The 26,152-nt window shown below is 36.6% G+C and carries 22 protein-coding genes and 1 tRNA gene; 15 read left to right on the top strand and 8 right to left on the bottom strand.

Features of this window, described 5'->3' with window-relative positions:
- Positions 1–48: 48 nt before the first annotated feature.
- Positions 49–1,431 (bottom strand): AGE family epimerase/isomerase, encoded by a 1,383-nt coding sequence (locus AC13EX_RS16535; protein WP_339717740.1) that lies wholly within the window; start codon positions 1,429–1,431, stop codon positions 49–51.
- Positions 1,432–1,662: 231 nt separating this feature from the next.
- Between AC13EX_RS16535 and AC13EX_RS16530 the strand changes: the two genes are divergently transcribed.
- The 6 genes from AC13EX_RS16530 (at position 1,663) to AC13EX_RS16505 (ending at position 7,624) form a co-directional block, all read left to right on the top strand.
- Positions 1,663–2,019, top strand: coding sequence for a BlaI/MecI/CopY family transcriptional regulator (locus AC13EX_RS16530; RefSeq protein WP_048643853.1), 357 nt, complete (start codon positions 1,663–1,665; stop codon positions 2,017–2,019).
- 3 nt (positions 2,020–2,022) lie between these two features.
- On the top strand, positions 2,023–3,381 hold the full coding sequence (locus tag AC13EX_RS16525; protein ID WP_482893518.1) for a M56 family metallopeptidase: 1,359 nt from the start codon (positions 2,023–2,025) through the stop codon (positions 3,379–3,381).
- Positions 3,382–3,546: 165 nt separating this feature from the next.
- Positions 3,547–4,836 (top strand): tyrosine--tRNA ligase, encoded by a 1,290-nt coding sequence (gene tyrS, locus AC13EX_RS16520; protein ID WP_048643855.1) that lies wholly within the window; start codon positions 3,547–3,549, stop codon positions 4,834–4,836.
- 43 nt (positions 4,837–4,879) lie between these two features.
- Positions 4,880–5,578: a TetR/AcrR family transcriptional regulator gene (locus AC13EX_RS16515; protein ID WP_048643856.1), complete on the top strand. Its 699-nt coding sequence runs from the start codon at positions 4,880–4,882 to the stop codon at positions 5,576–5,578.
- A 908-nt stretch (positions 5,579–6,486) separates the two neighbouring features.
- Positions 6,487–6,690, top strand: coding sequence for a hypothetical protein (locus AC13EX_RS16510; protein WP_048643857.1), 204 nt, complete (start codon positions 6,487–6,489; stop codon positions 6,688–6,690).
- 166 nt (positions 6,691–6,856) lie between these two features.
- Entirely contained in the window at positions 6,857–7,624 is a 768-nt protein-coding gene (locus AC13EX_RS16505; RefSeq protein ID WP_048643858.1) for an SDR family NAD(P)-dependent oxidoreductase, read from the top strand.
- Between the two features lie 527 nt (positions 7,625–8,151).
- Here the strand turns inward: AC13EX_RS16505 and AC13EX_RS16500 are convergent.
- The 5 genes from AC13EX_RS16500 to AC13EX_RS16480 all read right to left on the bottom strand — a co-directional run bounded on the left by AC13EX_RS16500 (position 8,152) and on the right by AC13EX_RS16480 (position 12,757).
- On the bottom strand, positions 8,152–9,096 hold the full coding sequence (locus AC13EX_RS16500; RefSeq protein ID WP_048643859.1) for a YihY/virulence factor BrkB family protein: 945 nt from the start codon (positions 9,094–9,096) through the stop codon (positions 8,152–8,154).
- 550 nt (positions 9,097–9,646) lie between these two features.
- Positions 9,647–10,204: a 1-acyl-sn-glycerol-3-phosphate acyltransferase gene (locus AC13EX_RS16495; protein WP_205749787.1), complete on the bottom strand. Its 558-nt coding sequence runs from the start codon at positions 10,202–10,204 to the stop codon at positions 9,647–9,649.
- Positions 10,201–11,007, bottom strand: coding sequence for a patatin-like phospholipase family protein (locus AC13EX_RS16490; protein ID WP_048643861.1), 807 nt, complete (start codon positions 11,005–11,007; stop codon positions 10,201–10,203). Before AC13EX_RS16490 ends, AC13EX_RS16495 begins: the two co-directional genes overlap by 4 nt.
- Before the next feature lie 61 nt (positions 11,008–11,068).
- On the bottom strand, positions 11,069–12,016 hold the full coding sequence (locus tag AC13EX_RS16485; RefSeq protein WP_048643862.1) for an acetyl-CoA carboxylase carboxyltransferase subunit alpha: 948 nt from the start codon (positions 12,014–12,016) through the stop codon (positions 11,069–11,071).
- An 87-nt stretch (positions 12,017–12,103) separates the two neighbouring features.
- Positions 12,104–12,757: an ABC transporter ATP-binding protein gene (locus AC13EX_RS16480; protein WP_048643863.1), complete on the bottom strand. Its 654-nt coding sequence runs from the start codon at positions 12,755–12,757 to the stop codon at positions 12,104–12,106.
- A 253-nt stretch (positions 12,758–13,010) separates the two neighbouring features.
- On the opposite strand from AC13EX_RS16480, the gene sucC reads away from it, so the two are divergent.
- A complete protein-coding gene (gene sucC, locus AC13EX_RS16475; RefSeq protein ID WP_048643864.1) occupies positions 13,011–14,225 on the top strand; it encodes an ADP-forming succinate--CoA ligase subunit beta in 1,215 nt (404 codons plus the stop codon).
- 37 nt (positions 14,226–14,262) lie between these two features.
- Positions 14,263–14,336 (top strand) — tRNA-Arg (locus AC13EX_RS16470).
- Between the two features lie 139 nt (positions 14,337–14,475).
- On the opposite strand, the gene AC13EX_RS16465 is transcribed toward AC13EX_RS16470, so the two are convergent.
- Positions 14,476–14,895 carry a transposase gene (locus AC13EX_RS16465; RefSeq protein ID WP_048643865.1) on the bottom strand — a complete coding sequence of 140 codons (420 nt, stop codon included), beginning with the start codon at positions 14,893–14,895 and terminating at the stop codon, positions 14,476–14,478.
- A gap of 582 nt (positions 14,896–15,477) precedes the next feature.
- On the opposite strand from AC13EX_RS16465, the gene AC13EX_RS16460 reads away from it, so the two are divergent.
- The 5 genes from AC13EX_RS16460 (at position 15,478) to AC13EX_RS16440 (ending at position 22,897) form a co-directional block, all read left to right on the top strand.
- The gene (locus tag AC13EX_RS16460) at positions 15,478–17,952 is read left to right on the top strand and encodes a M56 family metallopeptidase (protein ID WP_048643866.1); all 2,475 of its coding nucleotides are present in this window, start codon (positions 15,478–15,480) and stop codon (positions 17,950–17,952) included.
- Positions 17,953–18,077: 125 nt separating this feature from the next.
- Positions 18,078–19,289: a glucuronyl esterase domain-containing protein gene (locus AC13EX_RS16455; RefSeq protein WP_482893517.1), complete on the top strand. Its 1,212-nt coding sequence runs from the start codon at positions 18,078–18,080 to the stop codon at positions 19,287–19,289.
- Positions 19,279–20,415 carry a mannonate dehydratase gene (locus AC13EX_RS16450; RefSeq protein ID WP_482893516.1) on the top strand — a complete coding sequence of 379 codons (1,137 nt, stop codon included), beginning with the start codon at positions 19,279–19,281 and terminating at the stop codon, positions 20,413–20,415. Before AC13EX_RS16455 ends, AC13EX_RS16450 begins: the two co-directional genes overlap by 11 nt.
- Before the next feature lie 429 nt (positions 20,416–20,844).
- On the top strand, positions 20,845–22,425 hold the full coding sequence (locus tag AC13EX_RS16445; protein ID WP_482893515.1) for a neutral/alkaline non-lysosomal ceramidase N-terminal domain-containing protein: 1,581 nt from the start codon (positions 20,845–20,847) through the stop codon (positions 22,423–22,425).
- Positions 22,426–22,441: 16 nt separating this feature from the next.
- The gene (locus AC13EX_RS16440) at positions 22,442–22,897 is read left to right on the top strand and encodes a DUF1801 domain-containing protein (protein ID WP_482893514.1); all 456 of its coding nucleotides are present in this window, start codon (positions 22,442–22,444) and stop codon (positions 22,895–22,897) included.
- A 52-nt stretch (positions 22,898–22,949) separates the two neighbouring features.
- Here the strand turns inward: AC13EX_RS16440 and gap are convergent, their stop codons facing one another.
- Positions 22,950–23,954, bottom strand: coding sequence for a type I glyceraldehyde-3-phosphate dehydrogenase (gene gap / locus AC13EX_RS16435; protein WP_048643870.1), 1,005 nt, complete (start codon positions 23,952–23,954; stop codon positions 22,950–22,952).
- Positions 23,955–24,227: 273 nt separating this feature from the next.
- Between gap and AC13EX_RS16430 the strand changes: the two genes are divergently transcribed.
- Together AC13EX_RS16430 and AC13EX_RS16425 are read left to right on the top strand one after the other, a co-directional pair.
- Complete coding sequence (locus tag AC13EX_RS16430; RefSeq protein ID WP_482893513.1) at positions 24,228–25,139, top strand: bile acid:sodium symporter family protein; 912 nt, start codon at positions 24,228–24,230, stop codon at positions 25,137–25,139.
- The gene (locus tag AC13EX_RS16425; protein ID WP_048643872.1) at positions 25,120–26,145 is read left to right on the top strand and encodes a 1-acyl-sn-glycerol-3-phosphate acyltransferase; all 1,026 of its coding nucleotides are present in this window, start codon (positions 25,120–25,122) and stop codon (positions 26,143–26,145) included. The genes AC13EX_RS16430 and AC13EX_RS16425 overlap by 20 nt, the downstream gene beginning before the upstream one ends.
- Positions 26,146–26,152: the final 7 nt, after the last annotated feature.

Here is a 26,152-nt window from a genome sequence, read left to right as displayed (position 1 = left end):
AAGATCATTAGTTGAAAATTAAATTTTTATAAAGGTAAGAATCATCAGCTAATGTTCATTCCCAGCCTTTTTAATGGTCAAAGCAAGGTGAGAAGGGTCACGCAATTTTTGTTCACAGTTATTCAATGACCTGAAGTTATGATAAGCGGTTTTCCACACATGGCCTTTCTGTGCATCTTTCAGTTCTGGTTGTTTATCCAACCCACCAGGATACCATTCTCCGTTTTCATGATCAATTAGGTATTGTTTTATATAACTCCATTGAAGTTTAAATTTTTGATAATATTGCAATGGATCATTGGGGTATAAATCCGTCAAAATTAAGAGTGTATTAAGCCCTTCTGCCTGAGCCCACCAATTCTTAGTATCCTTTACAACTCTTGGAGTGGACTCTCCTGGGAAATAATAGCCCCCATCATAAAACCCACCTTTACTTTCATCCCAACCAAACCTAAGGGAATGGTCTACCATTTTCTTCCCTATTTCCCAGGTAGCATAATCTTCCTCAATCCCCAAAACATGAGAAGCTTCCATCATCAAATAGGCAGTTTCAACATCATGTCCATAGGATACATGGTCTATAGAATGGTGTTTCTCGATGGCTTCTTCCCCTTCATTCCTAAAGCTAACGGGGGTCCAATCAGCTTGCAGAAAAAGCTGTAGGTATCCCTCTTTCTGAACAATCCTGTCTCTGATAATGGCCAAAAGCTCCGTAGTTCTTTGTTTAAGTAAAGGGTCTTTCCAAACTACATAAAGTTCAGTAAATGCCTCTAATAAGTGAATAGAACTGTTTTGGTCTTTGTACCCAATGGTAGCGGTAGATGGTGTACTGTTATCTCTTGCCAGAGGTGTGCCATCTAATGCAAGGGATTGAAAATAGCCCCCATAAACCGGATCATAACTGTGCTCCTCTAGCCAATAAAAGGCCTTTTTTGCCAATTCAAGCACTTCTGGATCCGATGACACTTTATAATAGGCAGCAAGACCATATATACCAAAAGAGTTACCATAGGCCGTTTTGGCCCCCAAACCACTTCCTCTTACCTGACCATCACGACTTAACAAGGTGTGAAACCCACCATTTTCTTTGTCCCAAAACTTATCTCTCAAAAATGTATACCCTAGCCTTGCTCCTTTTTTGTAGTGATCAGTACCTGGACTTCTCTCTATCATTTTAGACAAGGTCCACAAATGTCTGGCTTGTGAAACAATCATCTTGTCCTGATTTTCAGTGGCTTTAAATGCAGCATCAAAAGAGCTAATAAAACCTCCATATTGGGTATCATAGGCCTTGGGGTACCAGTGATTGATTAATTCATTATTGATGGAGTAAGCCATTTCATTTGCCAATTTAATTCTTTCGGATTTTTGGCCTAGAATAGGTTGTACAAGACAGGTAATAACAATAACAACAAGGGAGAGGAACTTCATAAAATTTTGGGTTTAAATAATTACTTAAATTTAATTTCATTCTTTGGGATTTCCAACTAAGTAAATTTTAAGGCGATAAAGGAAATAAATCTAAAATGGAAAGGCTATTTCAAAACAGTTCAAAGTTGAATAATTGGTTTTTATTTAACTATTTAGTTATTAAACTGGTAAAACAATTGGTAAACTGAAAAACCCGTTGTATATTTATATAAATATATAATTCGAGTCAGTATGGAAAAGTTAACCAAAAAGGAAGAAGAGCTAATGCAAATCCTTTGGCAACTTAAAAAAGCTTTTGTAAAAGACATTGTAGCCAAATATCCGGATCCTAAGCCACATTATAACACCGTTTCTTCTCTTATAAGGGTCTTGCAGGAAAAAGGAATCGTTGGATTCAATGCCTATGGAAATACCTATGAATATTATCCTTTGCTTAAGAAAGAAGCTTACCGTAAAATTTACATGAAAGAAATTGTTAGCCAATACTTTGACAATTCATTTCCCAGTGCTGTTGCAGCCTTTGTGAAAGAGGAAAAGTTGGATGAAAAAGAAGTTGAAGAATTGATCAAATTAATACAATCTAAATAAGTTATGGAGGCTCTTTTTATATATTTATTGAAGTTATCGATCTCTACCATTGTATTGTACCTCTCCTACCATTTTTTGCTAAAGAGGTATAAACAATTTTCATTTAACCGCATTTACCTACTGCTTGTTCTCCCATTGTCACATATCATCCCATTGATACAAATACCTGTCAAGGAAGATCTTTCAACAAGCACTGTGCATATCAGCGGAATCAATTCAATTACTTCAAGTTCAAGTGAAATAATTCAGCAAACGAGTGATGATGAAACCTTTAATTGGCTCTTCCTATTAACTTTAATTTATAGTATTGGAATAATAATTGGTCTTGCAAGATTTGTTCTGAGCTACTTTCAAGCATATAAGATTTACAAAGCAGCAGAAAAAAACCAAGTAGAAGGTCAAACGGTCTATTTATCTGAAAAAAACATTCGCGCCTTTACCTTCATTAATAAGATCATTATTGGCAAAAACATCCTTCATCACCCGGACTTAAAAATGGTAATAGACCATGAAAAGGTGCACCTCAGGGAGAAGCATTTCATTGATTTATTTATGATTGAATTGTTATCAGCCTTCCAATGGTATAATCCGGCAACCTATTTGCTCAATAAAGCCATTAGATTAAACCTCGAATACCAAGTTGATGCCAAAGTAGTGGAAAAATCGAATATGAGGAAATACCAAATGGCATTGATTTCTATGGTCAGTGATCGAATGGCCTTACCTCAATTCACAGAACTCAATTCTAATAACCTCAAAAACCGTATACTCATGATGAAATCTCCAAATACATCGAAATTTTCAAAATTAAGGAAAATAGGGCTGCTTCCTATCTTTCTAATCTTGTTGGCAGGCTTATCTGAAAAAACACCTACAATTGAAAAAAGTGATAGCCTGGAAAAAGACTCAATGGCAACAGAAACAAAATTAGTCAAAGAAAACTCATCAAATAATGAGATTACTACTATAGACGAAATGACTAGGTATTTTTCCAAATCACTAAGGTACCCTGAAGAGGCGAGAAAATTTGGGCAGGTTGGATCGGTGACTTTATATTTTAAAATAAATAACAATGGTGAATTGACAGGAGTTTATGAAGTGCAACCTTCCGGAGATGTTTATTATTTACCAGATGGGAACCTAAAACGAGATCCCTTTAAAAGGAATGACATTGTAATCGTCGGCTTTGTGAGCAATCCATTAGAAAAACCAATACAAATTAATGAATCAAACCAGCATCCAAGATTGTATGAGGAATGCAAAAGAGTAATTAAGGATCTTCCGATCCTCAATATTGAAGAACTTAAAGGCAAAACGGTTGAAATTGAATTTAGATTTAAATTGAAAATAGATAAATTATAGAGGATAATTTATCTACCCTCTTCCAAATCAACCAAAAGCACTTTCCTCGATTTTTTGAACTTTATGTTAAAAAAAAACCTGCAAACAAATTAATAAACCCTTTTCATTCCTTCCTTTTATCAGGATGCCTTATATTTGCGCACGCATAATAAAAAGCCAAGTAGAATGAATGATTTTATAGCTGAATTAAAGTGGCGGGGCATGATACAGGACATGACCGCAGGATTAGAAGAACATATACAAAAAGGAACAGCAGCAGCCTATCTTGGTTTCGACCCTACTGCCGACTCACTTCATATAGGCCATTTGGTTGGGGTAATGACCTTACTCCATTTTCAGCGCTCAGGGCATCAACCCGTTGCGCTTATAGGTGGAGCTACAGGTATGATTGGAGATCCATCCTTTAAATCAGCTGAAAGAAACCTATTGGACAAAGCTACCCTGGATCAAAACATTGCCGGAATTCGTAAGCAATTAGAGAAATTTTTAGATTTTGATGCAGAGGCATCAAATAAAGCCGTCTTGGTTAACAACTATGACTGGATGTCTGAATTTTCATTTTTGGAATTCATCCGAGATGTTGGTAAGTACATTACCGTCAATTATATGATGGCAAAAGATTCTGTAAAAAGAAGGCTTGAAGATGGCAATGGATTGTCATTTACAGAGTTTACCTACCAGTTGATTCAAGGGTATGATTTTTATTACCTATGGAAAAACAAAGGATGCAGCATACAATTAGGCGGTTCTGATCAGTGGGGAAATATTGTGACGGGTACTGAATTGATCAGGAAAAAAGAAGGTGGAGAGGCTTATGCCCTAACTGTTCCGCTTATTACAAAAGCTGATGGAACAAAATTTGGGAAAACTGAAGGTGGCAGTGTTTGGTTAGACCCAGAAAAAACTTCCCCTTATGCATTTTACCAGTTTTGGCTTAATGTTTCTGATGAAGACGCATCCAAATACATCCGGATTTTCACCACCTTGGACCAAAAAACTGTTGAGGATTTAGAGAAAGAGCACCAAGAAGCGCCCCATCTTCGGGCTTTACAAAAAGCCTTGGCAAAAGACATCACCATTCTGGTTCACAGTGAAAAAGAATACGAGGTGGCCCTTAAAGCTTCTGGAATTCTTTTCGGCAAATCATCGCTCGAAGATTTGGCTACCTTGGATGAGCGTACTTTTCTTCAGGTTTTTGATGGTGTAGATGTGATTGAAATGGATCAAGCTACCTATGAAAATGCAGAAAGCGCTCTTGATTTATTGACCTTAGACCAAACAATTTTTAAATCTAAAGGTGAAGCCAGAAAAATGATTCAAGGGGGTGGAGTATCTATTAATAAGGAAAAGATAGAAAATCCAAACAACAAGGTGGAGACAACCTTGCTCCAAGACAAATACCTTTTGGTACAAAAAGGAAAGAAAAATTATTATATAATCAAGGTGCTTTCCTAAGCTATAATTTTAGGAAAGATTTATTATACGCATAAAATAGAACATGGGCGTTTACGAAAGACAGCAAAAAGAGAAAAAAATCCTTGAATCAGCCATTGTCTTGTTTGGTGATAAGGGACTCCATGCCACCAAGGTCGAAGACGTAGCCAAGAAAGCCAAAATAAGTAAAGGTCTTGTTTATTTTTATTATAAAAGTAAAGAAGACCTTTACATGGCCATTACAAAAAAAGGTATTGAAGAATTAAAGGAGGTCTTCAATAAATCTTTCGGTAAAGGAAAAGACAAAACAGGAATTGAGGTAATGACCGATTTGGTCAATGGCTATTTTCTATTTGTACAGGAAAAGAAAGTTTTCCATGATGCCATTCTCTACTTCCTATCAGTTTTGGAACTGTATCAGCAAGACCAGGATAAAGTAAATCCTTTGCTTTTGGAAAGTCAATATTTTAATAAATTGCTCCAAAGCCATAACGATTTGGCAAAAATTGGTATCAAAGCCATTTCACAAGGGATCAAAGATGGCAGTATGCGGCCTGACCTACAAGCAGATAGTACTTTCTATACCATTTGGAGCATGTTAATAGGCTATTGCAAATTGAACGGTTCAGTCAACTTAGAGCCCAATGACATAAAAATTAATAGTGAGAGTTGGAAAAATGGCTTTAATAAAATCCTTTTTGAAATTCTAAAAGGGACCAATAACCCATTCAAAACCCAACCCGTCCAAGGAAACCTCTTTTGATGCTCGTCCAAGAACTTGAGAAATAAAACCCTATAGTCCTCAAAGCCAAAAGCTAAGTCATCAAACACTAGAGAATCCATTTACCTAAAAGAACATTAAACCTCTTAATATAATTTTGAAGGCTAACCTGTGGGTTCCCGGCAGCTTTTCCTGTTCATTTTGACACTTGAGTTGCTAAGTTTAAACCCGGATTATGTAATAGGATTCGTTATAGCCTGTCCCGTGTTTACGGGAAGTGGTGTTAACACAATAAAATCAGGCCATTTGGAGACTGAGTCATAGCACCGCTATGGTGAAGTCGATAAAGCACCGAAGTGACTGATTTTAAAGTGATTCCATCAGGTAATAGGAGGGTTAAACGAACTCAAAGGACAAGGCCCTGAGCAATTCCAAATGTAAAAAGGCTGTTCTTGGCCCAATCAAAAATTCCGTATAATAGACCTCAGGTGATTTTTTAATCACCATTTAACATTACTTTTTTTTATAATTTATGTCAGGTAAAGCTTAGCAATCGACATTTATTTCAGCTCACTCCTATCTCTTGCCTGTAAATACCTATGAATCGAATTTAACCTGGACTATGAAATAGGATTTCTCCGCCATGACAATGGTCAGGGATAAAGCTTATAGCGTATTTACGGGAAGTGTTGCATTCACAAGAAAATCAGTATTTTAAGATATTTTATCAGCACCGCTATTGTAAAATTGAAACAGCAACGACTGGGTATTTTGAAGCGATTTCAACACGAAATAGATTGTTTATTAACTATTTCGGGTTTAATAAACCACTAAATATTGATTAACAATAACGTCCCTAGGTGAAAAATAATTAAAAAAAATATGCTCACAGGCCATTAGGCATCTTTATTGTGTATTTGTAAATAGGACACTAAACTAAATACAATACTATGGATCTATTAATCGGAGCATTAACAATTGTGGCAGTATTAATTGCCCTTTATCTAGTTTACAATAAAATATTCAATACCAAAAAATCAAAAACGGAAAGTTCGCAGGAAATAGCTGCAAAAGAGGTTTTAGGAAAAGAGGTTTCTAAAATGGAAAATAAACACCTTAAACCTCAAGTGGAAGATGATGCCAAAAAAGATTAACAAGCTTCTAAAGGCAATGGATCATCTATTATGAGCTGGATTCGAAATAAAATTAGCCTATTCAAATAAACATGAGTCAAGCCTATGTCTAAGGCTATTGTAAAACCCGAGTTTAAATTTTAAATTTGGTAAAAGCATATTTCTGACTTAATAAAACGGAATTTTTATGGATTTAAGTTCTCTATTTTCATTACATGGTAAAGTCGCTATTATTACAGGAGCAAGTAGTGGCATTGGTTTTTCAATTGCCCATTTTTATGCTGCTGCGGGAGCGAAAGTGGTGATAAATAGTAGAAACCAAGAGCGGCTTGATGAAGCCATCGCCAAACTCAAAGAAAAAGGCTACGTAGCCATGGGGGTTGCAAATAACATAGGTTATGAAGATGATCGAAAAAATTTGATTGAACAAACAGTCAATAAGTACGGTCAAATAGATATTCTTGTTAACAATGCGGCAACAAACCCAGTATATGGAGCTATCGAAGACACTGACCTAGGCGTCTTCGATAAAATCTTGGATGTGAATCTTAAAGCACCCTATGAATTATCGAAATTAAGTCTGCCATTTTTAAAACAATCTTCATCAGCCTCCATCATAAATATTAGTTCCATTAGTGCTCTTTCTCCGGAGAAAGGATTGGGCCTGTACAGTGTTAGTAAATCTGCACTTGTAGCCTTGACCAAAGCCTTTGCTAAGGAATGGGGAACTTACAATATTAGGGTAAATGCCATTTGCCCTGGATTGATTAAAACAAAATTCAGTGAAGTACTTTGGTCTAATCAAGAACTTCGAGAAAAGTTTTTAGAAGCACTTCCATTGAAAAGAATTGGAGAGGAAGAGGAAATTGGTGCTATGGCTTTGTTCCTAGCTTCTGATGCCTCAAGTTATACTACAGGCAGTATTTTTACCGTAGATGGGGGTTTTCAAGCTTAGTCACTAGTCAAATAATTCTATTGTTAAATACCTTTTTCTGCAAGACATGGGATCAATTAATGTTTATATATGATTCTATCATATGCGCTTTAAGTATTTTATGAATGTCAATTTAACCCGAAATATGCAATAGACATTCTATTACCTGCTGAAATCGCTTTAAAATACCCAATCGTTGCTCTTTTCAATTTCAGCATAGCGGTGCTATGCTAAAATCTCCAAACAGCCTGAATTTCTTGCGATTGCAACACATACGAATCCTATTACATAATACGGGTATAAATACAAGTATTACAAGGCTCAAGACATCATAATCTCGAAGAAAAACTGATCAAGGCAAAAGGGCGGTAAAAAAATTGGCGGAATTGTTGCGTAAATCGGAGCAATACCGCCATTAAATTATCGCTTAATTCAATGAAGTAAGCTCAGCAATTAACTATTCTAAAAGAAATTCATTGGTATTTCTCTTTAATTGAAAGTAGTCAAAACTATAATTTCAAAGCAGTTTAAGCCCTTTAGGACTTGGATCACTCTTGCTCTTCTTCATCCTCATCTTCATCTATTTCTATAAGTCGTACTTTTACAGCTTCTTTGATAGGTGTCACATGTCCACCTATATTTTCAGCTATATAATAGGTCAATTGGGCACCAAAAAGGAAGATGACAACGGAATAATAAACCCAAATCAACACTACCACCAAAGACCCTGCAGTACCATAATAACTGCCTACATCTGCATTACCAAGATACAGCCCTATAAGAAGCTTCCCCAAAGCAAAAAGAAGCATAGTAACGAATGCACCCAACCACACATCTTTCCATTTCACCTTGGCATCTGGAAGAATTTTATACATAAGGCCGAAAATCAAAACAAAAATCCCTTGGGTAACCAGAAAATTGATGACTGAAGCCAGTTTTAAGGTGCTGCTGTCAAACAAATCAGAAAAATAGTTCAGTAATATCACTATAAAGGCATCTGCTAAGAGAGAAACCAACAGTAAAAAGCCAATTGATGCCACCATGGAAAAGCTAAGCACCCTATTAATTATATATTTTAAGAGCCCTTTTTCAGGTTTAGATCTAATGTGCCAAATGTGATTGATGCTGTTTTGCAAACTTACAAATACCGTAGTTGCAGAGAAAATGAGTACCGAAATACCGACAATTCGAGAATAAAATGTCTGCCCACTTATGGCCACATTCGCCATAACATCTTCAAGAGTAGATGCACTTTCACTACCCATTAATTTTGTGACTTGTGCGAATAGCTCTTCTTTTACGGTATCCTCATTTAAGAGCACAGAAGCAATATTGAGTATGATTATCAATAAAGCAGGAAGAGAAAATATGGTATAAAAGGCAGTAGAGGCAGCAAAGGTAAAGGAATCATTTTTCCCAAAATCTTTAACTCCATCTATTAAAATCTCAAAAACAGAATATTTTTTAAGGCTTTTTATTTTACTTTTTATCATTGCGTCTTCAAGTAATTTTCAAAATTTATGGTACCAAAAATCATTCCCTATTTTAAAAATTGGTCAATAACCTCACCTTAAACCCGAAATATGCAATAGACATTCTATTAAGTGCTGAAATCGCTTTAATATCAGCCACTTCGTTGCTGTTTTCATTTTCACCATAGCGGTGCTATGCTAAAATCTCCAAACAGTCTGATTTTTTTGCGATTGTAACACTTCCCGTAAACACGGGACAGGCTTCACCCCTGACAATGTCATTTCGGAGAAATCCTATTACATAATCCGGGTTAAATTACGCAATAGGTTTATTGAACCATTAGGAAACAGTTGTAAAGCTGCGAAATAAAAGTTATTTGAAATTAAAGAAGTCAAAAATTGTTTAAACCCTACTGAACCAATCCTTTTAGCAAAAAAAATTCTTTACCGTCACTGAAGTAAAAATTGCGAAAGTTTTTATCTAGTAATATAATGCAAAAGACAATTAATCTTTAAGCCATCATTTGATTATTAATTGTTGTTTAGAAGCAATAGTTCAACAAAAATAATTTTATCTGATACCCTGATCAGGAAATTTACCGGTAATGGTTCTTCCAAAAGCTTTCATTTCTTCCATTTGCTCCTGTAAATTTCCATTCGGTTGAATTACAGGACCTATACCTGCAAGTTTTCTTTTATAATCTAAAAAGCCAATCACTACGGGTACATTTGCCCCTAGAGCAATATGGTAAAAACCAGATTTCCACCTTGGTGCATAGCTTCTTGTTCCTTCAGGGGTTACCATCATAACCAACTCCTCCCTCTCTTCAAGCATCTGAATCATCGCCTCTGTGTAGGTTTGCTTTCTTTTGCCTACTACTTTTTTTCTATCGATAGGTATGCCTCCCAAAGCTTTGATTAGCCATCCCAGTGGCCCTATCATTATCTCTTTTTTAATGGTGAATTTCACGGGAACTTCCATTATGTAAAAAGCAGACAATGCATAAATCAAGTCCCAATTACTGGTATGAGGGATCGCAATAAGGACTGCCTTTTTTAAACCTTCAGGCCATTTACCTGAAACTTTCCATCCAGAAATCCAAAATATAAAACGAGCTAGTAATTTCATGATTTATATAAACTGTTAATATCCTGACTTTTCAAAAGAGACAATGATTGGTTTTCAAGTAAAAATTCTTTGCAATATTGGTAGCCGGTATCGTAAATTTCCATGGCTTTTTTCACTTCCAACACACCAAATTTTGCCAAACCTGGAGGATCTATAAAGTAATCGCATTTGGGCTTCCTGCTATAAACATTGTAGTTCAAAGCCATTATCACAGATCTTTCTATCAATCCTTTTATATGTGTATCCCCTTTTAGGTCAGGTAGATTGTTACAATTGACCCCAATGATGGTGTCACAGTCATCAACCAAAGGTTCCACAGGGAGATTATTTAGTACGCCTCCATCTATATACAATTCCCCATTCAATAAAATCGGTTCAAACATCCCCGGTATACAAGCAGATGCCATCAATCTTTTAATCAAAGGACCATTGGAGAAGAACTCCGTACGACTTTTTTGAAAGTTGGTAGCAGTTACGAATATGGGGATCTTTAAGGCAGAGAAATCATCTTCAGGCAAATATTTCGCAAATAAATCTGCTAAAAGATCCATTCTTAACAATGCCTTAAAACTAATTGAAGGCTTGAAGAATTTAAAGTATTTGGTTTGGACAATAATGTCTAATATCTCTCTTGGGGCATAACCATGGGCATACATTGCCGCAACAATGGCCCCCGCGCTACTACCAGAAAGACAGTCAGGGTAAATACCTTCTTCATTAAGGGCTTGCAAAACGCCTAGGTGCGCAATACCTCTCACTCCTCCCCCTGATAAGGCAAGTCCTATTTTATTGTTTTTTTTCAATAGATAAATTGATAGAAAATCATGCGATAAATAGAACCAGAATTAAGACAATGATTGCCCCTTATTCCTGAACAACACCCATCGAACAAAATTTCTCAATGCGTTTTTCGATGCGTTTCTCAACTTTCATTTTGTCAAGTTCCACCAAAGCTTCATTGATCTTCTCTTTAATTCTCAAGGCCATGTCTTGCATATTTCTATGCGCGCCACCTAGTGGTTCTTCTATAATAGTATCAATCAAGCCATTATTTTTCATATCAGGCCCTGTCAACTTAAGTGCTTCTGCAGCTTGCTCCTTATGATCCCAGCTTCTCCATAAAATGGTAGAGCAATTTTCGGGAGAAATAACAGAATACCAGGAATTCTCAAGCATCATTACCTTATCACCAATAGCGATACCTAAAGCACCACCAGAAGCTCCTTCACCAATAATGATACAGATAACAGGAACCTTTAGCTTAAACATTTCCCTAAGGTTTTTGGCGATAGCTTCCCCTTGTCCTCTTTCCTCAGCTTCTATTCCGGGATATGCACCAGGAGTATCAATTAAAGTAATGATAGGCTTATTGAATTTCTCAGCCATTTTCATCAACCTCAATGCCTTTCTGTAACCTTCAGGGTTGGCCATACCAAAATTCCTTTCTTGGCGAAGTTTGGTATTTCTTCCTTTCTGTTGACCTATAAACATAACAGATCTGCCATCAATGTCACCAAGGCCACCTATCATCGCCTTGTCATCTTTTACAGTCCTATCACCATGTAACTCTATAAAATCATTGGTCATTTCATAAATATAATCCAATGCATAAGGTCGGTCAGCATGTCGGGAAAGTTGAACCCGCTGCCATCTGGTAAGGTTTTGAAAAGTTTCTCTTTTTAATATTTGAAGCTTTTCCTCTAGAGATTGGATATCTGTAGACAAGTCTATGTTTTTTTCATTAGCCAAATGAATCATTTCCTGAAGTTTAAGCTCCAGATCAGCTATTGGCTTTTCAAATTCTAATACCATAAAGTGAAGTTTTGAAGTATCAAAGATAAAAATTAATTTTTGATTACATGATCAACTTTTATCAAAGATATATTATAAAGGTTTTTGTCAGGTTAAAATCTTGCCATCTTTCATGGTTAGCATTCTATCCGACATCCCTGCTAGGGATTGGTTATGAGTAACGATTACAAAGGATTGTCCTAGTTCATCCCTTAATTTAAAAAATAGTTCGTGAAGGGATTGGGCATTTTCCGTATCCAGATTACCACTAGGTTCATCTGCGAAGATTATATCAGGACTATTGACCAAAGCCCTTGCTACAGCCACACGCTGTTGTTCCCCTCCTGATAGCTGGGAAGGCTTGTGTCCTAACCTAGAACTGATTCCAAGTAAACCGGCCAATTCATCGGTTCTTTTTCGAAGTGCGCTTTCTGGCTTTTTACCTATTAAACCTGGAATCCAGATATTTTCTTCGGCAGTAAATTCCGGAAGCAAATTGTGGAACTGAAAAATAAAACTTATTCTATCATTCCTGAAGCTAGCTAATTTATCTCCATTAAGCTGTAGAACATCAATATCATCTACTTTCAAAGTACCTTGATCTGGTTTATCTAAAGTACCTAAAATATGCAATAGGGTACTTTTTCCTGCACCTGATGCACCAACTATGGACACGATCTCCCCTTTCTTGATAGTTACATCTACCCCTTTGAGGACATGGAGATCACCATAATATTTTTGAAGAGATTGAGCGTAAAGCATAGTATTATATGAGGATAAAATAAGTAATGGGAACAAACATAGTTGTATTTTAAAATTAATCAAAAATTAAATCATGATTGAAGTTTTAAATTTATGAAAGAACATTATTAGCTATACACTTGATTTTTAATGGCATGAAAAGTACCTAATAGTATAAACATGGCCCAAACATGAAAAGATTACTTAAAAAGCAGCTCGTAAATCTTGAATAATCGGACATTAGACATTAACTTCGGGCAAAAATTTGACCAGAATGAATATACACGAATATCAAGCTAAAGAAGTTTTAAAATCTTACGGAGTCAAAATCCAAGAAGGGATTGTTGCTGAAAGCCCGGAAGCTGCACTTGAGGCAGCAAAAAAGCTTACTGCAGATACAGGTACTTCCTGGTATGTTCTAAAAGCACAAATCCATGCTGGAGGTAGAGGTAAAGGAGAAATTAAAGAAACCGGATCAAGAGGCGTGGTTTTGGCTAAATCTTTGGAAGACGTTCCAGTGAAAGCCAAGGATATATTAAATGGCACCCTAGTTACGATTCAAACAGGTGATGAAGGGAAATTGGTCAATAAAATCCTTGTGGCACAAGATGTCTATTATCCTGGTAAATCAGAACCTAAGGAATATTATTTGTCAATTTTATTGGACAGAGCTACAGGCAGCAATATAATCATGGCATCTACTGAAGGTGGTGTGAACATTGAGGAAATAGCTGAAAATTCTCCAGAGAAAATCATTAAGGAGTGGATAGATCCATTATTGGGTATTCAGCCTTACCAAGCTAGAAAGGTAGCCTTTAAGTTAGGTCTTGAAGGAAATGCTTTCAAGGAAATGGTGAAATTTATCATGGCCCTTTATGCTGCCTATGATGCCAGCGATGCTTCTCAATTTGAAATTAACCCAGTATTGAAAACATCTGATGACCAAATTTTGGCTGTAGATGCAAAGGTAAATCTGGATGACAATGCCCTTTATAGAAACAAAGGCTTGGCTCAAATGAGAGATGTTAGTGAAGAAGATCCTTTTGAGGTTGAGGCTGCAGAGTCAGGATTGAACTATGTTAAGCTTGATGGCAATGTAGGTTGTATGGTAAATGGTGCAGGACTTGCTATGGCAACAATGGACATGATTAAGCTTTCTGGCGGTGAGCCTGCAAACTTCCTAGACGTTGGAGGCGGGGCCAATGCACAAACTGTTGAAGCCGGTTTTAGAATCATCTTAAAAGATCCTAAAGTAAAAGCCATATTGATCAATGTATTTGGCGGTATCGTTAGATGTGATAGAATTGCATCAGGTGTGGTTGAAGCTTATAAATCTATCGGTGATATCCGCGTTCCTATTATTGTAAGATTACAAGGTACGAATGCGGAAGAAGGAGCAAAAATAATAGACGAATCAGGTCTAAAAGTTACTTCTGCAATAACATTGAAAGAAGCAGCTGAAAAAGTACAAAAAGTATTAAATGCTTAATTAATTTAACTAATATTGCGGCCTCATTGGCCTGCATGCACCCGTAGTTCAACTGGATAGAATATCGGATTTCGGCTCCGAGGGTTGAGGGTTCGAATCCTTCCGGGTGTACAAAAAAGGCCCCTTATGAAAATCATAAGGGGCCTTTTTTATTTATTATACTACTGCAAGAAGCGCGTTTGAGTTAGTTATTAGGTGATAAAACACATGCTTAGTCATGTGACTGCAAACACGCCCCCTGAGAGGCTAATTAAGATTCTTTAATCCATTTGAACAAAGTCTGATAAGTAACACCAGTATCTTTGCTGAAATCAGCTTTAGTTTTACCTTCAGCCTCAGCTTGCTTCCAGTTAGCAAGAATGCTAGCTTTCTCTTCTGAAGAATAGGTTCTTCTGCCACGTGTAGCTGTCATATCAGCTTTGGCATCTACTCCATAGATAAATTGAATAATTCCCATTAATTTAGAAGCTTCACTTTTAGAAGACAATCCCAAATCATTCAGATCAGCAATCGCTGAATCCTTTAGATTTTTTGTTACAAAAGGATGCTTTCCTTTTTTGTGTGCTTCATCGATAGAATGGAAAATATTTCCATCTGCATCTTCCATATAAACCACCGCATTGGTTTTAGAAAGATCCGAGTACTTGTTTAAAAATTCTTGAATAGACATGATATTATAAATTATTTAGATGATAAACTTAACAAAGCTACATTTTAATTTTTAATTGATTTACAAATTCCACACCAGAAATTATGTTTTATTCAATATCTATAATTAAAACGCCTAATTATTATAAATTGTTTTAATTAAATTAGTAAAAATTGGAGAAATATATTTCTATTCACCATTTCAATTAGGATTATTTAGGGTTTTAACGGCAACGTTAACGAAAATAAGTCTTTTTCCATTTAATTTAAGCCATTACAATTAAATAATTGGTGCTCCATTTAATTTGAATTAAGGCATTAAGTATTTTTTTAAAATTGTTTAGGATTTTTAAAACTAAATCGATAAGTTTAAATACGCTTGTTTTTAATTTGTTCAACTATGTCAAAATTTCACCCAAACAAGTTCAATAAACAAGCTTTGATATTGACCAATTATTAGTCTTTTATCCATTAATAATTGAGGTCGGTTTTAATCCTGTTTCAAAGATAGAAACTTAGGATTAACTGTAAAAGTAATTTCATTTTAGATTAGTAAATACAAGAATAAAAAAAACTTATCTGCAAAATTATCTATAAACTGATTATGGCTGCAATCATCAATTTTATTTGGCAGAGTATAATTTGCCTTTTGTTTTTTTACGCCTTTTATTGGGTATTTCTAAAAGATGAAAAAACATTTGTGTTTAATAGGATCTATCTATTGACCACGCCATTTTTAGCCATAGCTTTTTCTTTGATCGAAATCCCTGTATCTTTTGAAAAACCTAGTATTTCATTAGAGAATACAGCTTTTTTAAAAGCGCTCGAATTTGATGCTCAAAAAGAAATCGCTGGCACTTATGGACTACCTGAAGTAACCGTTACAGGAAGTAGGCTACCTACTTTATGGGGAATTACAGACTACCTACTCCTTGCTTATTTAATTGTAGCAATTTTTCTTTTTGCTAAATTCTACTGGCAGTTCCTACAGCTCAAACAAATTCTAAGAAAGGGCTGGTACCAAACAACATTTATCCTTAAAGACAATTATTTTAAAGTACCCACTTTCGGGCTTACTCCAGTGTTTTCCTATTTTGATAAAATATTTTGGGATGATGAGCTTGAACTTAATCATAAAGAAAAAAAGCAAATTCTTAACCATGAGATAGAACATGTAAAACAAAAACATACTTATGATGTGATCATTTATCAGATTATGTGTAATGTTTTTTGGTTTAACCCTATAATTCACCTAATGCAAAAAGCATTAATTGATTTACATGAGTTTCAAGCAGATGAAAGTGTAATAAAAGACCTTGAACTCAAGGATTCTTATCCTAAACTTGTTGCTAAAATGGCTTTTCAAGGCTTGGACCTTTCTTTGGGCAACTACTTCATTCGCTCCACTACTTTGAAAAGAATTCAAATGATGAAAGCAAATAGGAAAACAAACTGGTTTAAGTTGGCCATGTTGGTTCCTTTAATGATTATGGTCTTTGGCTTGATATCAATGAAAAGCAACAATAGCATAATTTCTTTCAATAATTATTCTACACTACCCATTTCATTTTTAAAAAATCAGATTGTCGCTTTCCAAGATTCAATAGCGGTAGGTATAAAACTTAAAAACGTTAAAAACCCAACACATTATGAAAGTATAGGGAAACTTAAACATGAATCACTCAATGTACAGGTAGGTGAATTATCCTACGAATTCACTGGTATCAAAAACCAGCAGGAATACATAAAAGTACTCAACTTGGTCGAATCATTACGCCCTAATTCAACCCTTAATAAGAAGTATGAAAATGCTTACCCCTATTACTCTATAGATCATAAACCAGAGCCAAAAATAGGTTGGGATGCCTGGGAAAATTATTTGACAAACCAAATCCCTAAAGAGCTTATAGACGAAATCTATATAAATGGAGGCAGTGTAGAGTTGGAATTTGTGGTAGATCAAGAAGCAAAAATAGTTAGTCCATCGATCAAAAAAAGTTTAGGGGAAGAGGTGGACCAAATATTATTGGCTTCACTTATTGACACAAAAGCTCCAGCCTGGTTGACTGGCAAAAAAGACAATGAAATAGTTGCCGTAGTAGTGAATGCAAAAATAGAACTTGAAAACCCAAATCAACAAAATGACAAAAAAGTCACTTTAATTTCTTCTACAACTAACAATAGAACTTCAGTTCAAAACACCAAAACTAAATCATTCCCTGAAAACTTAGCCATAGAGTTAAGAGATGATTTAAAGTCTGGAGCAATTACGCTTGGTAACTCATTTAAAAAACACATGGCCAAAACACTTTCTTTTCCTAAAGAGACCATTAAAAATAATATATCAGGGACTGCAATAGTTAGGCTTAAAACGAATTCTAAAGGGAGATTAACAGACATCTCTTTTGTAAATAGTATTGATCAAAGTTTTGAAAAGGCGATATTAAATGTCTTAGCAGATGCTCCCAATCTAGTACCTGTTCATCAATATAAAGGATATGAATTGTTACTACCTATTTCTTTTAAAATTAATGGATCAAACATCAATAATATAATTCCAGGTTTAAATGAAGATTATGGAGATGTAATTTACATCAATGGCTATAAGGCTGAAGAAAATCGATTTACCAGTGACCCTATCGAATCTAAAGTAGACGAAATACCAGTTCATATTATTAAAGAGGGCTTGGTTAACTTTAATGGCGTGATCATGCCAATTAACACAAGTCTATCGAAAATCATGAATGCCTATATCAGGCATTTTTCCATCAATCCCCAATCTATTAGCATCAATTTTTCTGCGGAAAAAGATGTGAAAATGGGTGAAGTTCAGAATGTACAGTTTGCACTTAGGGAAGTAGGAATTAGAAAAATCAACTTCCGAGAATCGGGAGAGCAAGTTGGGAATTCTGATAGCGCTCCTGTATACCTAATAGATGGAGTATTTTTTCCAAACCCTAAAGTAATGGATTACCCTAATCCAGAAAACATCAAAACCATTTCCATAGTGGGTCCAGACAAAATGAATATATATGGATCAAAAGCCAAAAACGGTGTAATAGTCATTACCACGAATTAAGCTCCCCTTCGCCGATAAAAGCATCTTTAATTGGTGAAAACCTTGATCAGCATCAAAATTAGCCTGCCTTTTGGTAGGTTTTTTTTATATATTGCAGTAGTTAATAACCCTAATTAAACAAGAAAATGACGCATAAATCACTTTTATACTTTTTTTTACTTTCTATATTGCCTTGCCTGGTCTTCGGACAAAAGGATGCCAACAAAGAGGAGTCAAAAGTTCCTGAATATTCTATCCCTGACATCTTTGTAAACCTGAAGGGACAAGAAATAAACTCAATACAAGATTGGGTACACAAGCGGAGACCTGAAATAGTAAACCTTTTTGAAGACAATGTCTATGGTAATATGCCAAAAGCCATAGACGCCATAAATTTCACCACAGTGAATGAGGACAAGATGGCTATGAATGGAATGGCTACCCTGAAAGAGGTGGACATAGAAGTGACCAATAGATCTAAAAAAATTACCATTAGGTTGATTCTTTTCATACCAAATAGAAAGAATCAACCTGCCCCAGTATTTCTATTAATCAATCATAGAGATCCTGAAAACATAGACCCCACCAGAAAAACCAAAATGGGTTTCTGGCCAGCAGAGGAAATAATTCAAAGGGGCTATGCTGCAGCTACTTTTCATGTAAAAGACGTTTCTGATGATGACAAGGTAACCTTTACAGAAGATATCCTTAACACACTGTACCCCGAAGAATTAGAAAAAGAAAATGGAATGCGTGGATTAGGAGCCTGGGCATGGGGAGCTATGCGTGCCATGGACTACTTTGAAACGGCACCTGAAATTGATTCTAAAAAAGCAGCTGTAATCGGGCACTCTAGAGGAGGTAAAGCTTCTCTATGGACAGGAGCATCGGACCCCAGATGGGCCATCACCATTTCTAATGAGTCAGGTTGCGGTGGAGCAGCTCTGTCAAGAAGAAAATTTGGAGAGACTGTGAAAGTAATAAACACCGTTTTCCCCTATTGGTTTACGGACAATTTCAACAAATACAACGACAATGAAGCACTATTGCCAATAGACCAACACATGCTAATCGCTTCAATAGCACCTAGAGCAGTCTATGTGGCCAGTGCATCTGAAGACCTATGGGCTGATCCCAAAGGAGAATACACTTCATTACAATTAGGTACTCGCGTACACAGAGAGATCTACAATATGGAAGGAAACTTCCCTAAAGAAATAAATGCACCAGGTAACCCTGTACACCTGCCTTATGCAGGACACCACATTCGTGAGGGAAAACACAATTTGACTCCTTACGATTGGAATCTATTCATGGATTTTGCTGACAAACATTACGGATATAAAAGTGGACAATGATAGACGAAAATTCCTCCAAAATTCAGCTAAACTAACCGGCCTTACTTTTGCTAGCCCGGTTATTCTTCCTTCTAACTCTAAAGCTAGTACCATAGCCATTGGCAGCTACCAAAGGGACTTGGGAATGAAGTTGTGCCTTGCCTACTTTTGGGGCATAGAAAAACAAAAAACTGCCCTATCCCGGCAAATGGATGTAAGGGGTGCCGTTAGCCCAATACATGCTAATTTGGCTGGACTGCCGGGTGAAAAAGACAATTCAAGAAACGTGATCAAGGCCATCAAGAATGTATGGGCCAAAGAAAGTCTTGAATTAAGGGTTGTAGAGGGACCTCCCTATCTTGGCTTAAAAACCAAACTTGCTCTGTCTGGTCGTGACGAAGAAATAGACAATTTTATCACTTTAATGAAAAATTTATCTCTTGAAGGAATTGATACCATCTGTTACAATTGGATGCCAGTGATAAGTTGGGCACGTACTTTTTTAGATAAACCAGGTCGAGGTGGCGCCTTAGTGAGTGGCTTCAATTCAGCGGCCATGCTCCAAAAGGATCCCATTACAGAATATGGAGATTTAACTCCAGAAACGATGTGGGAAAACCTTGAATATTTCCTTAAAGCAGTTGGACCTGAGGCCGAAAGGTATGGAATTAAACTGGCCCTACATCCAGACGATCCTCCGGTTGACAATATACAAGGTATACCCCGAATCATTACCTCGGTTGAGGCTTTTAAAAAAGTCCTAGGGCTTTATCCAAGTGAAAACAATGGCATTACATTCTGTCAGGGTAGTTTTGCATCCATGGGCAGTGCAGATGACCAAGTTAATATACCTGAAGCCATCCGGTACTTCGGCAAAAGAAAAGCCATTCATTTTGTCCATTTCAGGGATGTAAGAGGAGATAAAAACAATTTTGAAGAGACCTTTCATGACGAGGGAAAAACAGATATGTTTGCAGCCATGCAGGCCTATCATGAAATAGGATTTACTGGGCCAATACGACCGGATCATGTTCCTACCATGGCTGGAGACAGTAATGACAAGCCAGGATATAGCACCATCGGAACCCTATTTGCCATAGGCTATATAAGAGGCTTAATGGAAGGTGTCGGCAAAACCAAGGCCTAAAAGCAATTTTAATGCTTCACTTATATCGACTGAAAACTCCTAATAAAAAAATTCCAACATCATTCAATTCAAAATCCTTAACATTACTTAACCTATATATTTTTTTCGCAATTAGTGAATCTTTTATTAAACCCGGATTATCTATTAGGATTTCTCCGCCCTGATAATGTCAGGGGTGAAGCCTGTCCCGTGTTTACGGGAAGTGGTGTAATCACAATAAAATCAGGCTATTTGGAGACTGAGTCATAGCACCGCTATGGTGAAGTCGAAAATTACAACGAAGTGACTGATTTTAAAGTGATTCCATCACGTAATAGAAGGTCTATTGCATATTTCGGGTTAAACAATATATTCAATACTTATTGTACGGTAGAATAGCTTATCAATGGTCTTTTCTTATCATTTATAGTAATAAATTAAAACTTTTATATGAATCACTGGTTAAAATATTTTCTTCTATTTATAGGTGCCATTTTATTGATAGCTCTAATTTACGGAACCTACCAATTTCGTGACAGGCACAAGGGATACGACTTGAACTTGTCTTTGATGAATGAAGGTAAAGGTGAATTATCTGCAGGCTTTGCCATTGCAGACATAAGCCCTGTTGGTTTTGACACCTGGGAAGATGCTAATGACGATGCAAGATTCAATGAGTCCGATGGGGACCATTACAATGACCTCAATGGGAACGACAAATTTGATCCTATTTGGTTAGCAGGCTTTCAGCAAAACAGACCGGCATCGGGAATCAATGACCCTTTATGGGCAAGGGCCATGGTTTTAAATGATGGAAAAATCAAATTGGGTCTATGCGTTATTGACATGATAGGTTTTGGCAATGATGAGGTACTAACGGTCAGAAAAAGAATTCTTGAACAAACAGATCTAGATCATGTAATCATCACTAGTACTCATGTGCATTCCTCTCCGGATATGATGGGCATGTGGGGACCGGATCCATTCACGCGAGGCGTCGATGAAGGTTACAAAAACCTGGTCTTTGACGGGATTGTGTCCTCTGTATTGGAAGCTTACAACAAACAAAAACCTGCTTATTTAAAATTCGCTATTAATGAAAGTGACGCCGCACCACTTGTCGGTGATACCAGGGCACCGGAAGTATACGATGCTGCCATTAGATTAATGCAGGTAGTGGACAAAGACACGCATAAGACTTTAGGAACAATTTTGAACTGGGGCAATCATCCCGAAACCCTTTGGTCTCAGAATACTTTGGTAAGTTCTGATTTCCCTCATTATTGGAGGGAATACATGGAAAAGGGAATTGTGTACAATGACTCTGTTTACCACGAAGGATTAGGAGGGGTTTCTATATTCCTCAATGCCGCCCTTGGAGGACTAATGACCACTAGGCCAAGCGACCCATTGCTCCACCCCTACTCAAAGGACACTTTGAAAGAGGCAACTGTAGAAAAAATTGATGCACAGGGGATGGCGCTCGCTAAAATAAGCTTTGAAACCATGGAAAAAGGCATGGATACTGTGTACAATAGCAGCTTGGCTTTACGTGCCAAAACTGTAGCACTACCTATGGTAAATAAATTATTTAGGCTTGCCTCTTTTATTGGGGTTTTTGATCGTGGATTTGTCTCTTGGGGAAAGGTAAGGTCAGAAGTAAACGCATGGAAACTAGGCCCTGCAACTTTTGTACATATTCCAGGTGAACTGTATCCAGAGATCCTCAACGGCGGAGTAGAAGCTCCGGAAGGCGCTGATTTTGGCATAGCTCCAGTAGAAGTCCCTGCCATCAAAAGTCAAATGCCAGGCAAATTTAAATTCTTTAGTGGAATGGCTAATGATATGATTGGGTATATTGTGCCCAAAAGCCAGTGGGATGAAAAACCTCCTTTCACTTATGGAAGAGATAAAGCACCCTATGGAGAAGTTAATTCACTAGGCCCTGAAACAGCTCCTATATTACATAGGGAGACTTTGAAGTTACTCAATGACCTATCAAAAACAGCTTCCTCGCTAGAGAGGAACTAAGCTATTAAAGATTAATATGAACAGCAAAACACAATCGGTAGAGGCCTATCTTGATGAAATCCCTGATAAAAGAAAGGAAGCTTTTATAAAATTGCGAGAAGTAATTAACTCAAACCTTCCTGAAGGTTTTGAAGAAACCATGAGTTATGGTATGATAGGCTATATTGTTCCCCATAAACTTTATCCAGCTGGGTACCATTGCAATCCCAAATTGCCCCTACCCTTTGTAAACTTAGCCAACCAAAAGAATTATATAGCGCTATACCACTTAGGGATCTATGCCAATGAGGAATTATTGAACTGGTTTACAACTGAATACTCAAAGTTCAGTACTACCAAACTGGACATGGGTAAAAGCTGTATTCGCTTCAAAAAAATGGACAAAATACCCTATGAATTAATAGGGAAGCTAATAGCAAAAGTGAGTACGCAAGAGTGGATAAACACTTATGAAAAAAGCATAAAAAAATAGGGCTGGAAAATTTCCAACCCTATTTTCAATAAATTCTAAAGCCTAAGGCTTATTATTTTTTTGCAATGTATTGCAACAAGTCTACTACTTTGTTAGAGTATCCCCATTCGTTGTCATACCATGCAACCAATTTCACAAATTTGTCACTTAACTGGATTCCAGCACCTGCATCAAATATAGAAGTTCTTGGGTCACCGATAAAATCATTAGAAACAACTGCATCTTCAGTGTAACCCATGATTCCTTTTAGTTCTCCATCAGCCGCTTCCTTCATTTTGGCACAAATCTCTTCGTAAGTAGCACCTTTTTCCAATCTTACAGTTAAATCTACTACAGATACATCAGGAGTAGGAACTCTGAAAGACATACCAGTCAATTTACCATTCAATTCAGGGATAACTTTACCTACAGCTTTAGCTGCACCAGTAGAAGAAGGGATGATGTTTTGTCCAGCACCTCTTCCGCCTCTCCAGTCCTTCATAGAAGGTCCGTCAACAGTTTTTTGAGTTGCAGTAGTAGCATGTACAGTAGTCATTAATCCTTCTACGATACCCCAATTGTCATTCACCACTTTTGCAAGAGGAGCAAGACAGTTAGTAGTACAAGAAGCATTGGAAACAAATACCATGTCAGAAGTATATGTACCTTCGTTCACGCCCATAACGATCATCGGCGTATCATCTTTTGAAGGAGCTGACATTACTACTTTTTTAGCACCTGCATCAATATGACCTTGTGCTTTGTCTTTGGTTAAGAATAAACCTGTAGATTCTACAATGTACTCTGCACCTACGTCAGACCATTTCAAATCAGCAGGGTTTCTTTCAGCCGTAACTCTGATGGCGTTGCCATTCACTATTAATTGGCCATCTTTAACTTCCACATCACCTTTAAATTGGCCATGGGTAGAATCATATTTTAGCATGTAGGCCATGTAATCTACATCAATCAAATCGTTGATGCCTACAATTTGAATATCTTCTCTTTCCTGTGCAGCACGGAAAACGAGTCTTCCTATCCTACCGAATCCATTGATACCTACTTTAATTTTTTCCATAATGTTGATTGTCTATTCTATGGTTTATAAGATTACTATTTTTTACTGTCCACCGCTTTGGAAATAATATGAAGTTCTAGTGCTGAACAATTCAAAATTAGCCAATAGTGCCATTTGATCTTTCCTTCCGAAATTTTCAATGGTCAAATTTATAAAAATTAAATTTATCATTGAAATTTTGTTTTTGAATAGTTGTAAAAACTTAACATTTATCCAACAAACCTACCGTTCTGAATTTTTATCTTAATTTTGAGCCTCACACTTAAAAGATTTATGGAAGAATTAGATCAAATGCAGATCAATTTTGGGGAAGGTTCTTTACTATTGATGAACATATCCCTAGCTGTAATTATGTTTGGCGTTGCCCTTGAAATCAAACTTTCAGATTTCACTTATTTATGGACAAACCCAAAATCATTTTTTTTAGGGATTATCTCTCAATTTATACTATTGCCATTTTTAACTTTATTATTGGTATTCGCACTTCAACCCACTCCTAGTGTTGCTTTAGGAATGTTCCTAGTAGCCGCATGTCCGGGTGGTAATATTTCAAATTTCCTAACCAATTACAGTAAGGGTAATAGTGCACTGTCTGTAAGTCTTACGGCATTTGCCACTTTAAGTTCTGTAATACTAACTCCATTTAACTTTGCACTATGGTCAGGCATGTATGAGCCGGCTGCCCTTCTATTAAAAAGCATAAGCCTTGATTATGCCGATGTATTTGAGACAGTAGCTTTGATTTTAGGAATTCCATTAATTTTAGGAATTTATGTCAACAATAAAAAAGCCCAAATGGCCCAAAAAATGGCTAATATCCTTAAGCCCATTAGTGTTGTCATTTTTATAAGCATTGTTATCATTGCATTTTTTAGCAATTTTGACCTATTCATTAGGGTTATAGGATGGATTTTTGGCCTTGTTTTAATGCATAACCTTATTGCTTTAGCTTCAGGCTACAGTATATCGAAAATATTTGGCCTTAACCTTCCCGACACTAAAACGCTAACAATAGAAACAGGCATTCAAAATTCCGGCCTAGCCCTTGTTTTGATTTTCAACTATTTCGATGGATTGGGGGGAATGTCGATTATCGCAGGATGGTGGGGGATTTGGCACATAATATCAGGGTTAACAATTGCTATGCTATGGAAAAAATACAACTATGTGGCAAAAACTATTTAATAGCCTATTGAACCGATGGGTCAAAATTGCCCTATGGTTTTACTTTTCTAAAATTGAGGTAAAGGGCAAATGGAAACCTTATAAAAATAACCCTATTGTAATTGTCTCAAACCATCAGAATGCCCTATTGGATCCATTGTTGATCGCAACCTATATCGATCTTAAACCTCATTTTCTATCAAGAGCTTCTGTATTTAAAAATCCCATTATAGCCAAAATATTGACTTTTATCCGGATGGTTCCCGTCTATAGAATCAGAGATGGTTTTGGAAGTATACAAGGAAATAAATCAAGCTTTTCATTTTGCGAATCCGTCTTACAGAAACAAGGGAAAATTCTCTTATTCCCAGAAGGAAACCACAGCCTCAAGAGGCAGGTAAGACCTTTAAGTAAGGGATTCACAAGAATTGTAGCTGGGGCATTAATGCAGGATCCTGAAATGGATTTGAAAATTCTACCCATTGGCCTAAACTTCCAAGCCCACCAAAAATCTGGCACAAAGGTGCTGCTAGAAGTGGGAGAACCAATAGCCGCAAAAGAGTATATGGGCCAAGAGAAAGCCTTGGTGAGAAAAGTGCAAAATGAATTACAAAAATTGACACTGCATCTTCCTGAAGACAATTATGAAAATGCCCTTATTAAGCTCCTCCGAACCGACACTGATCTCACTACCTTCCGGACAGATAGTACACCTACCACCTCAAAACCAGTAGTTAGACAAAAAAATGCTCATCCAAAATGGAAAAATCGCTTGTTTAAGGCCATGCATTTACCTCTATGGCTAGTGTGGGCATGGATAAAACCTAAAATAAAAGACACCGTGTTTTATGGTACGATCAAATTTTGTCTGGGCTTGGTCGCTACCCCTATTTATTACCTCTTGGTTTTTATTTTAATTTATTCCTTTGCTTCTCTAAACACAGCTATTGTTTGTATCTTGCTTATGCTTTTAAGCTTAAAGATCAACCGAAATTGGTACAATGAAGGAGAAGAGGCGTTGATCTAATATTGTT

It is taken from the genome of Cyclobacterium sp. L-R (assembly GCF_056859355.1).
Note: the sequence above shows the minus strand (reverse complement) of the source record. Positions and strands in the feature narration are given on the sequence as shown.

What these genes read in the sequence shown, in the direction of transcription:
- AC13EX_RS16460 (WP_048643866.1), top strand. Translation starts at nt 15,478, where the DNA reads ATGGCTGCAATCATCAATTTTATTTGGCAGAGTATAATTTGCCTTTTG.
- AC13EX_RS16440 (WP_482893514.1), top strand. Translation starts at nt 22,442, where the DNA reads ATGAACAGCAAAACACAATCGGTAGAGGCCTATCTTGATGAAATCCCT.
- AC13EX_RS16425 (WP_048643872.1), top strand. Translation starts at nt 25,120, where the DNA reads ATGTGGCAAAAACTATTTAATAGCCTATTGAACCGATGGGTCAAAATT.
- AC13EX_RS16505 (WP_048643858.1), top strand. Translation starts at nt 6,857, where the DNA reads ATGGATTTAAGTTCTCTATTTTCATTACATGGTAAAGTCGCTATTATT.
- AC13EX_RS16510 (WP_048643857.1), top strand. Translation starts at nt 6,487, where the DNA reads ATGGATCTATTAATCGGAGCATTAACAATTGTGGCAGTATTAATTGCC.
- AC13EX_RS16535 (WP_339717740.1), bottom strand. Translation starts at nt 1,431, where the DNA reads ATGAAGTTCCTCTCCCTTGTTGTTATTGTTATTACCTGTCTTGTACAA.
- AC13EX_RS16445 (WP_482893515.1), top strand. Translation starts at nt 20,845, where the DNA reads ATGAATCACTGGTTAAAATATTTTCTTCTATTTATAGGTGCCATTTTA.
- AC13EX_RS16465 (WP_048643865.1), bottom strand. Translation starts at nt 14,895, where the DNA reads ATGTCTATTCAAGAATTTTTAAACAAGTACTCGGATCTTTCTAAAACC.
- AC13EX_RS16480 (WP_048643863.1), bottom strand. Translation starts at nt 12,757, where the DNA reads ATGCTTTACGCTCAATCTCTTCAAAAATATTATGGTGATCTCCATGTC.
- AC13EX_RS16485 (WP_048643862.1), bottom strand. Translation starts at nt 12,016, where the DNA reads ATGGTATTAGAATTTGAAAAGCCAATAGCTGATCTGGAGCTTAAACTT.
- gap (WP_048643870.1), bottom strand. Translation starts at nt 23,954, where the DNA reads ATGGAAAAAATTAAAGTAGGTATCAATGGATTCGGTAGGATAGGAAGA.
- AC13EX_RS16430 (WP_482893513.1), top strand. Translation starts at nt 24,228, where the DNA reads ATGGAAGAATTAGATCAAATGCAGATCAATTTTGGGGAAGGTTCTTTA.
- AC13EX_RS16495 (WP_205749787.1), bottom strand. Translation starts at nt 10,204, where the DNA reads ATGAAATTACTAGCTCGTTTTATATTTTGGATTTCTGGATGGAAAGTT.
- tyrS (WP_048643855.1), top strand. Translation starts at nt 3,547, where the DNA reads ATGAATGATTTTATAGCTGAATTAAAGTGGCGGGGCATGATACAGGAC.
- AC13EX_RS16455 (WP_482893517.1), top strand. Translation starts at nt 18,078, where the DNA reads ATGACGCATAAATCACTTTTATACTTTTTTTTACTTTCTATATTGCCT.
- AC13EX_RS16515 (WP_048643856.1), top strand. Translation starts at nt 4,880, where the DNA reads ATGGGCGTTTACGAAAGACAGCAAAAAGAGAAAAAAATCCTTGAATCA.
- AC13EX_RS16500 (WP_048643859.1), bottom strand. Translation starts at nt 9,096, where the DNA reads ATGATAAAAAGTAAAATAAAAAGCCTTAAAAAATATTCTGTTTTTGAG.
- sucC (WP_048643864.1), top strand. Translation starts at nt 13,011, where the DNA reads ATGAATATACACGAATATCAAGCTAAAGAAGTTTTAAAATCTTACGGA.
- AC13EX_RS16525 (WP_482893518.1), top strand. Translation starts at nt 2,023, where the DNA reads ATGGAGGCTCTTTTTATATATTTATTGAAGTTATCGATCTCTACCATT.
- AC13EX_RS16530 (WP_048643853.1), top strand. Translation starts at nt 1,663, where the DNA reads ATGGAAAAGTTAACCAAAAAGGAAGAAGAGCTAATGCAAATCCTTTGG.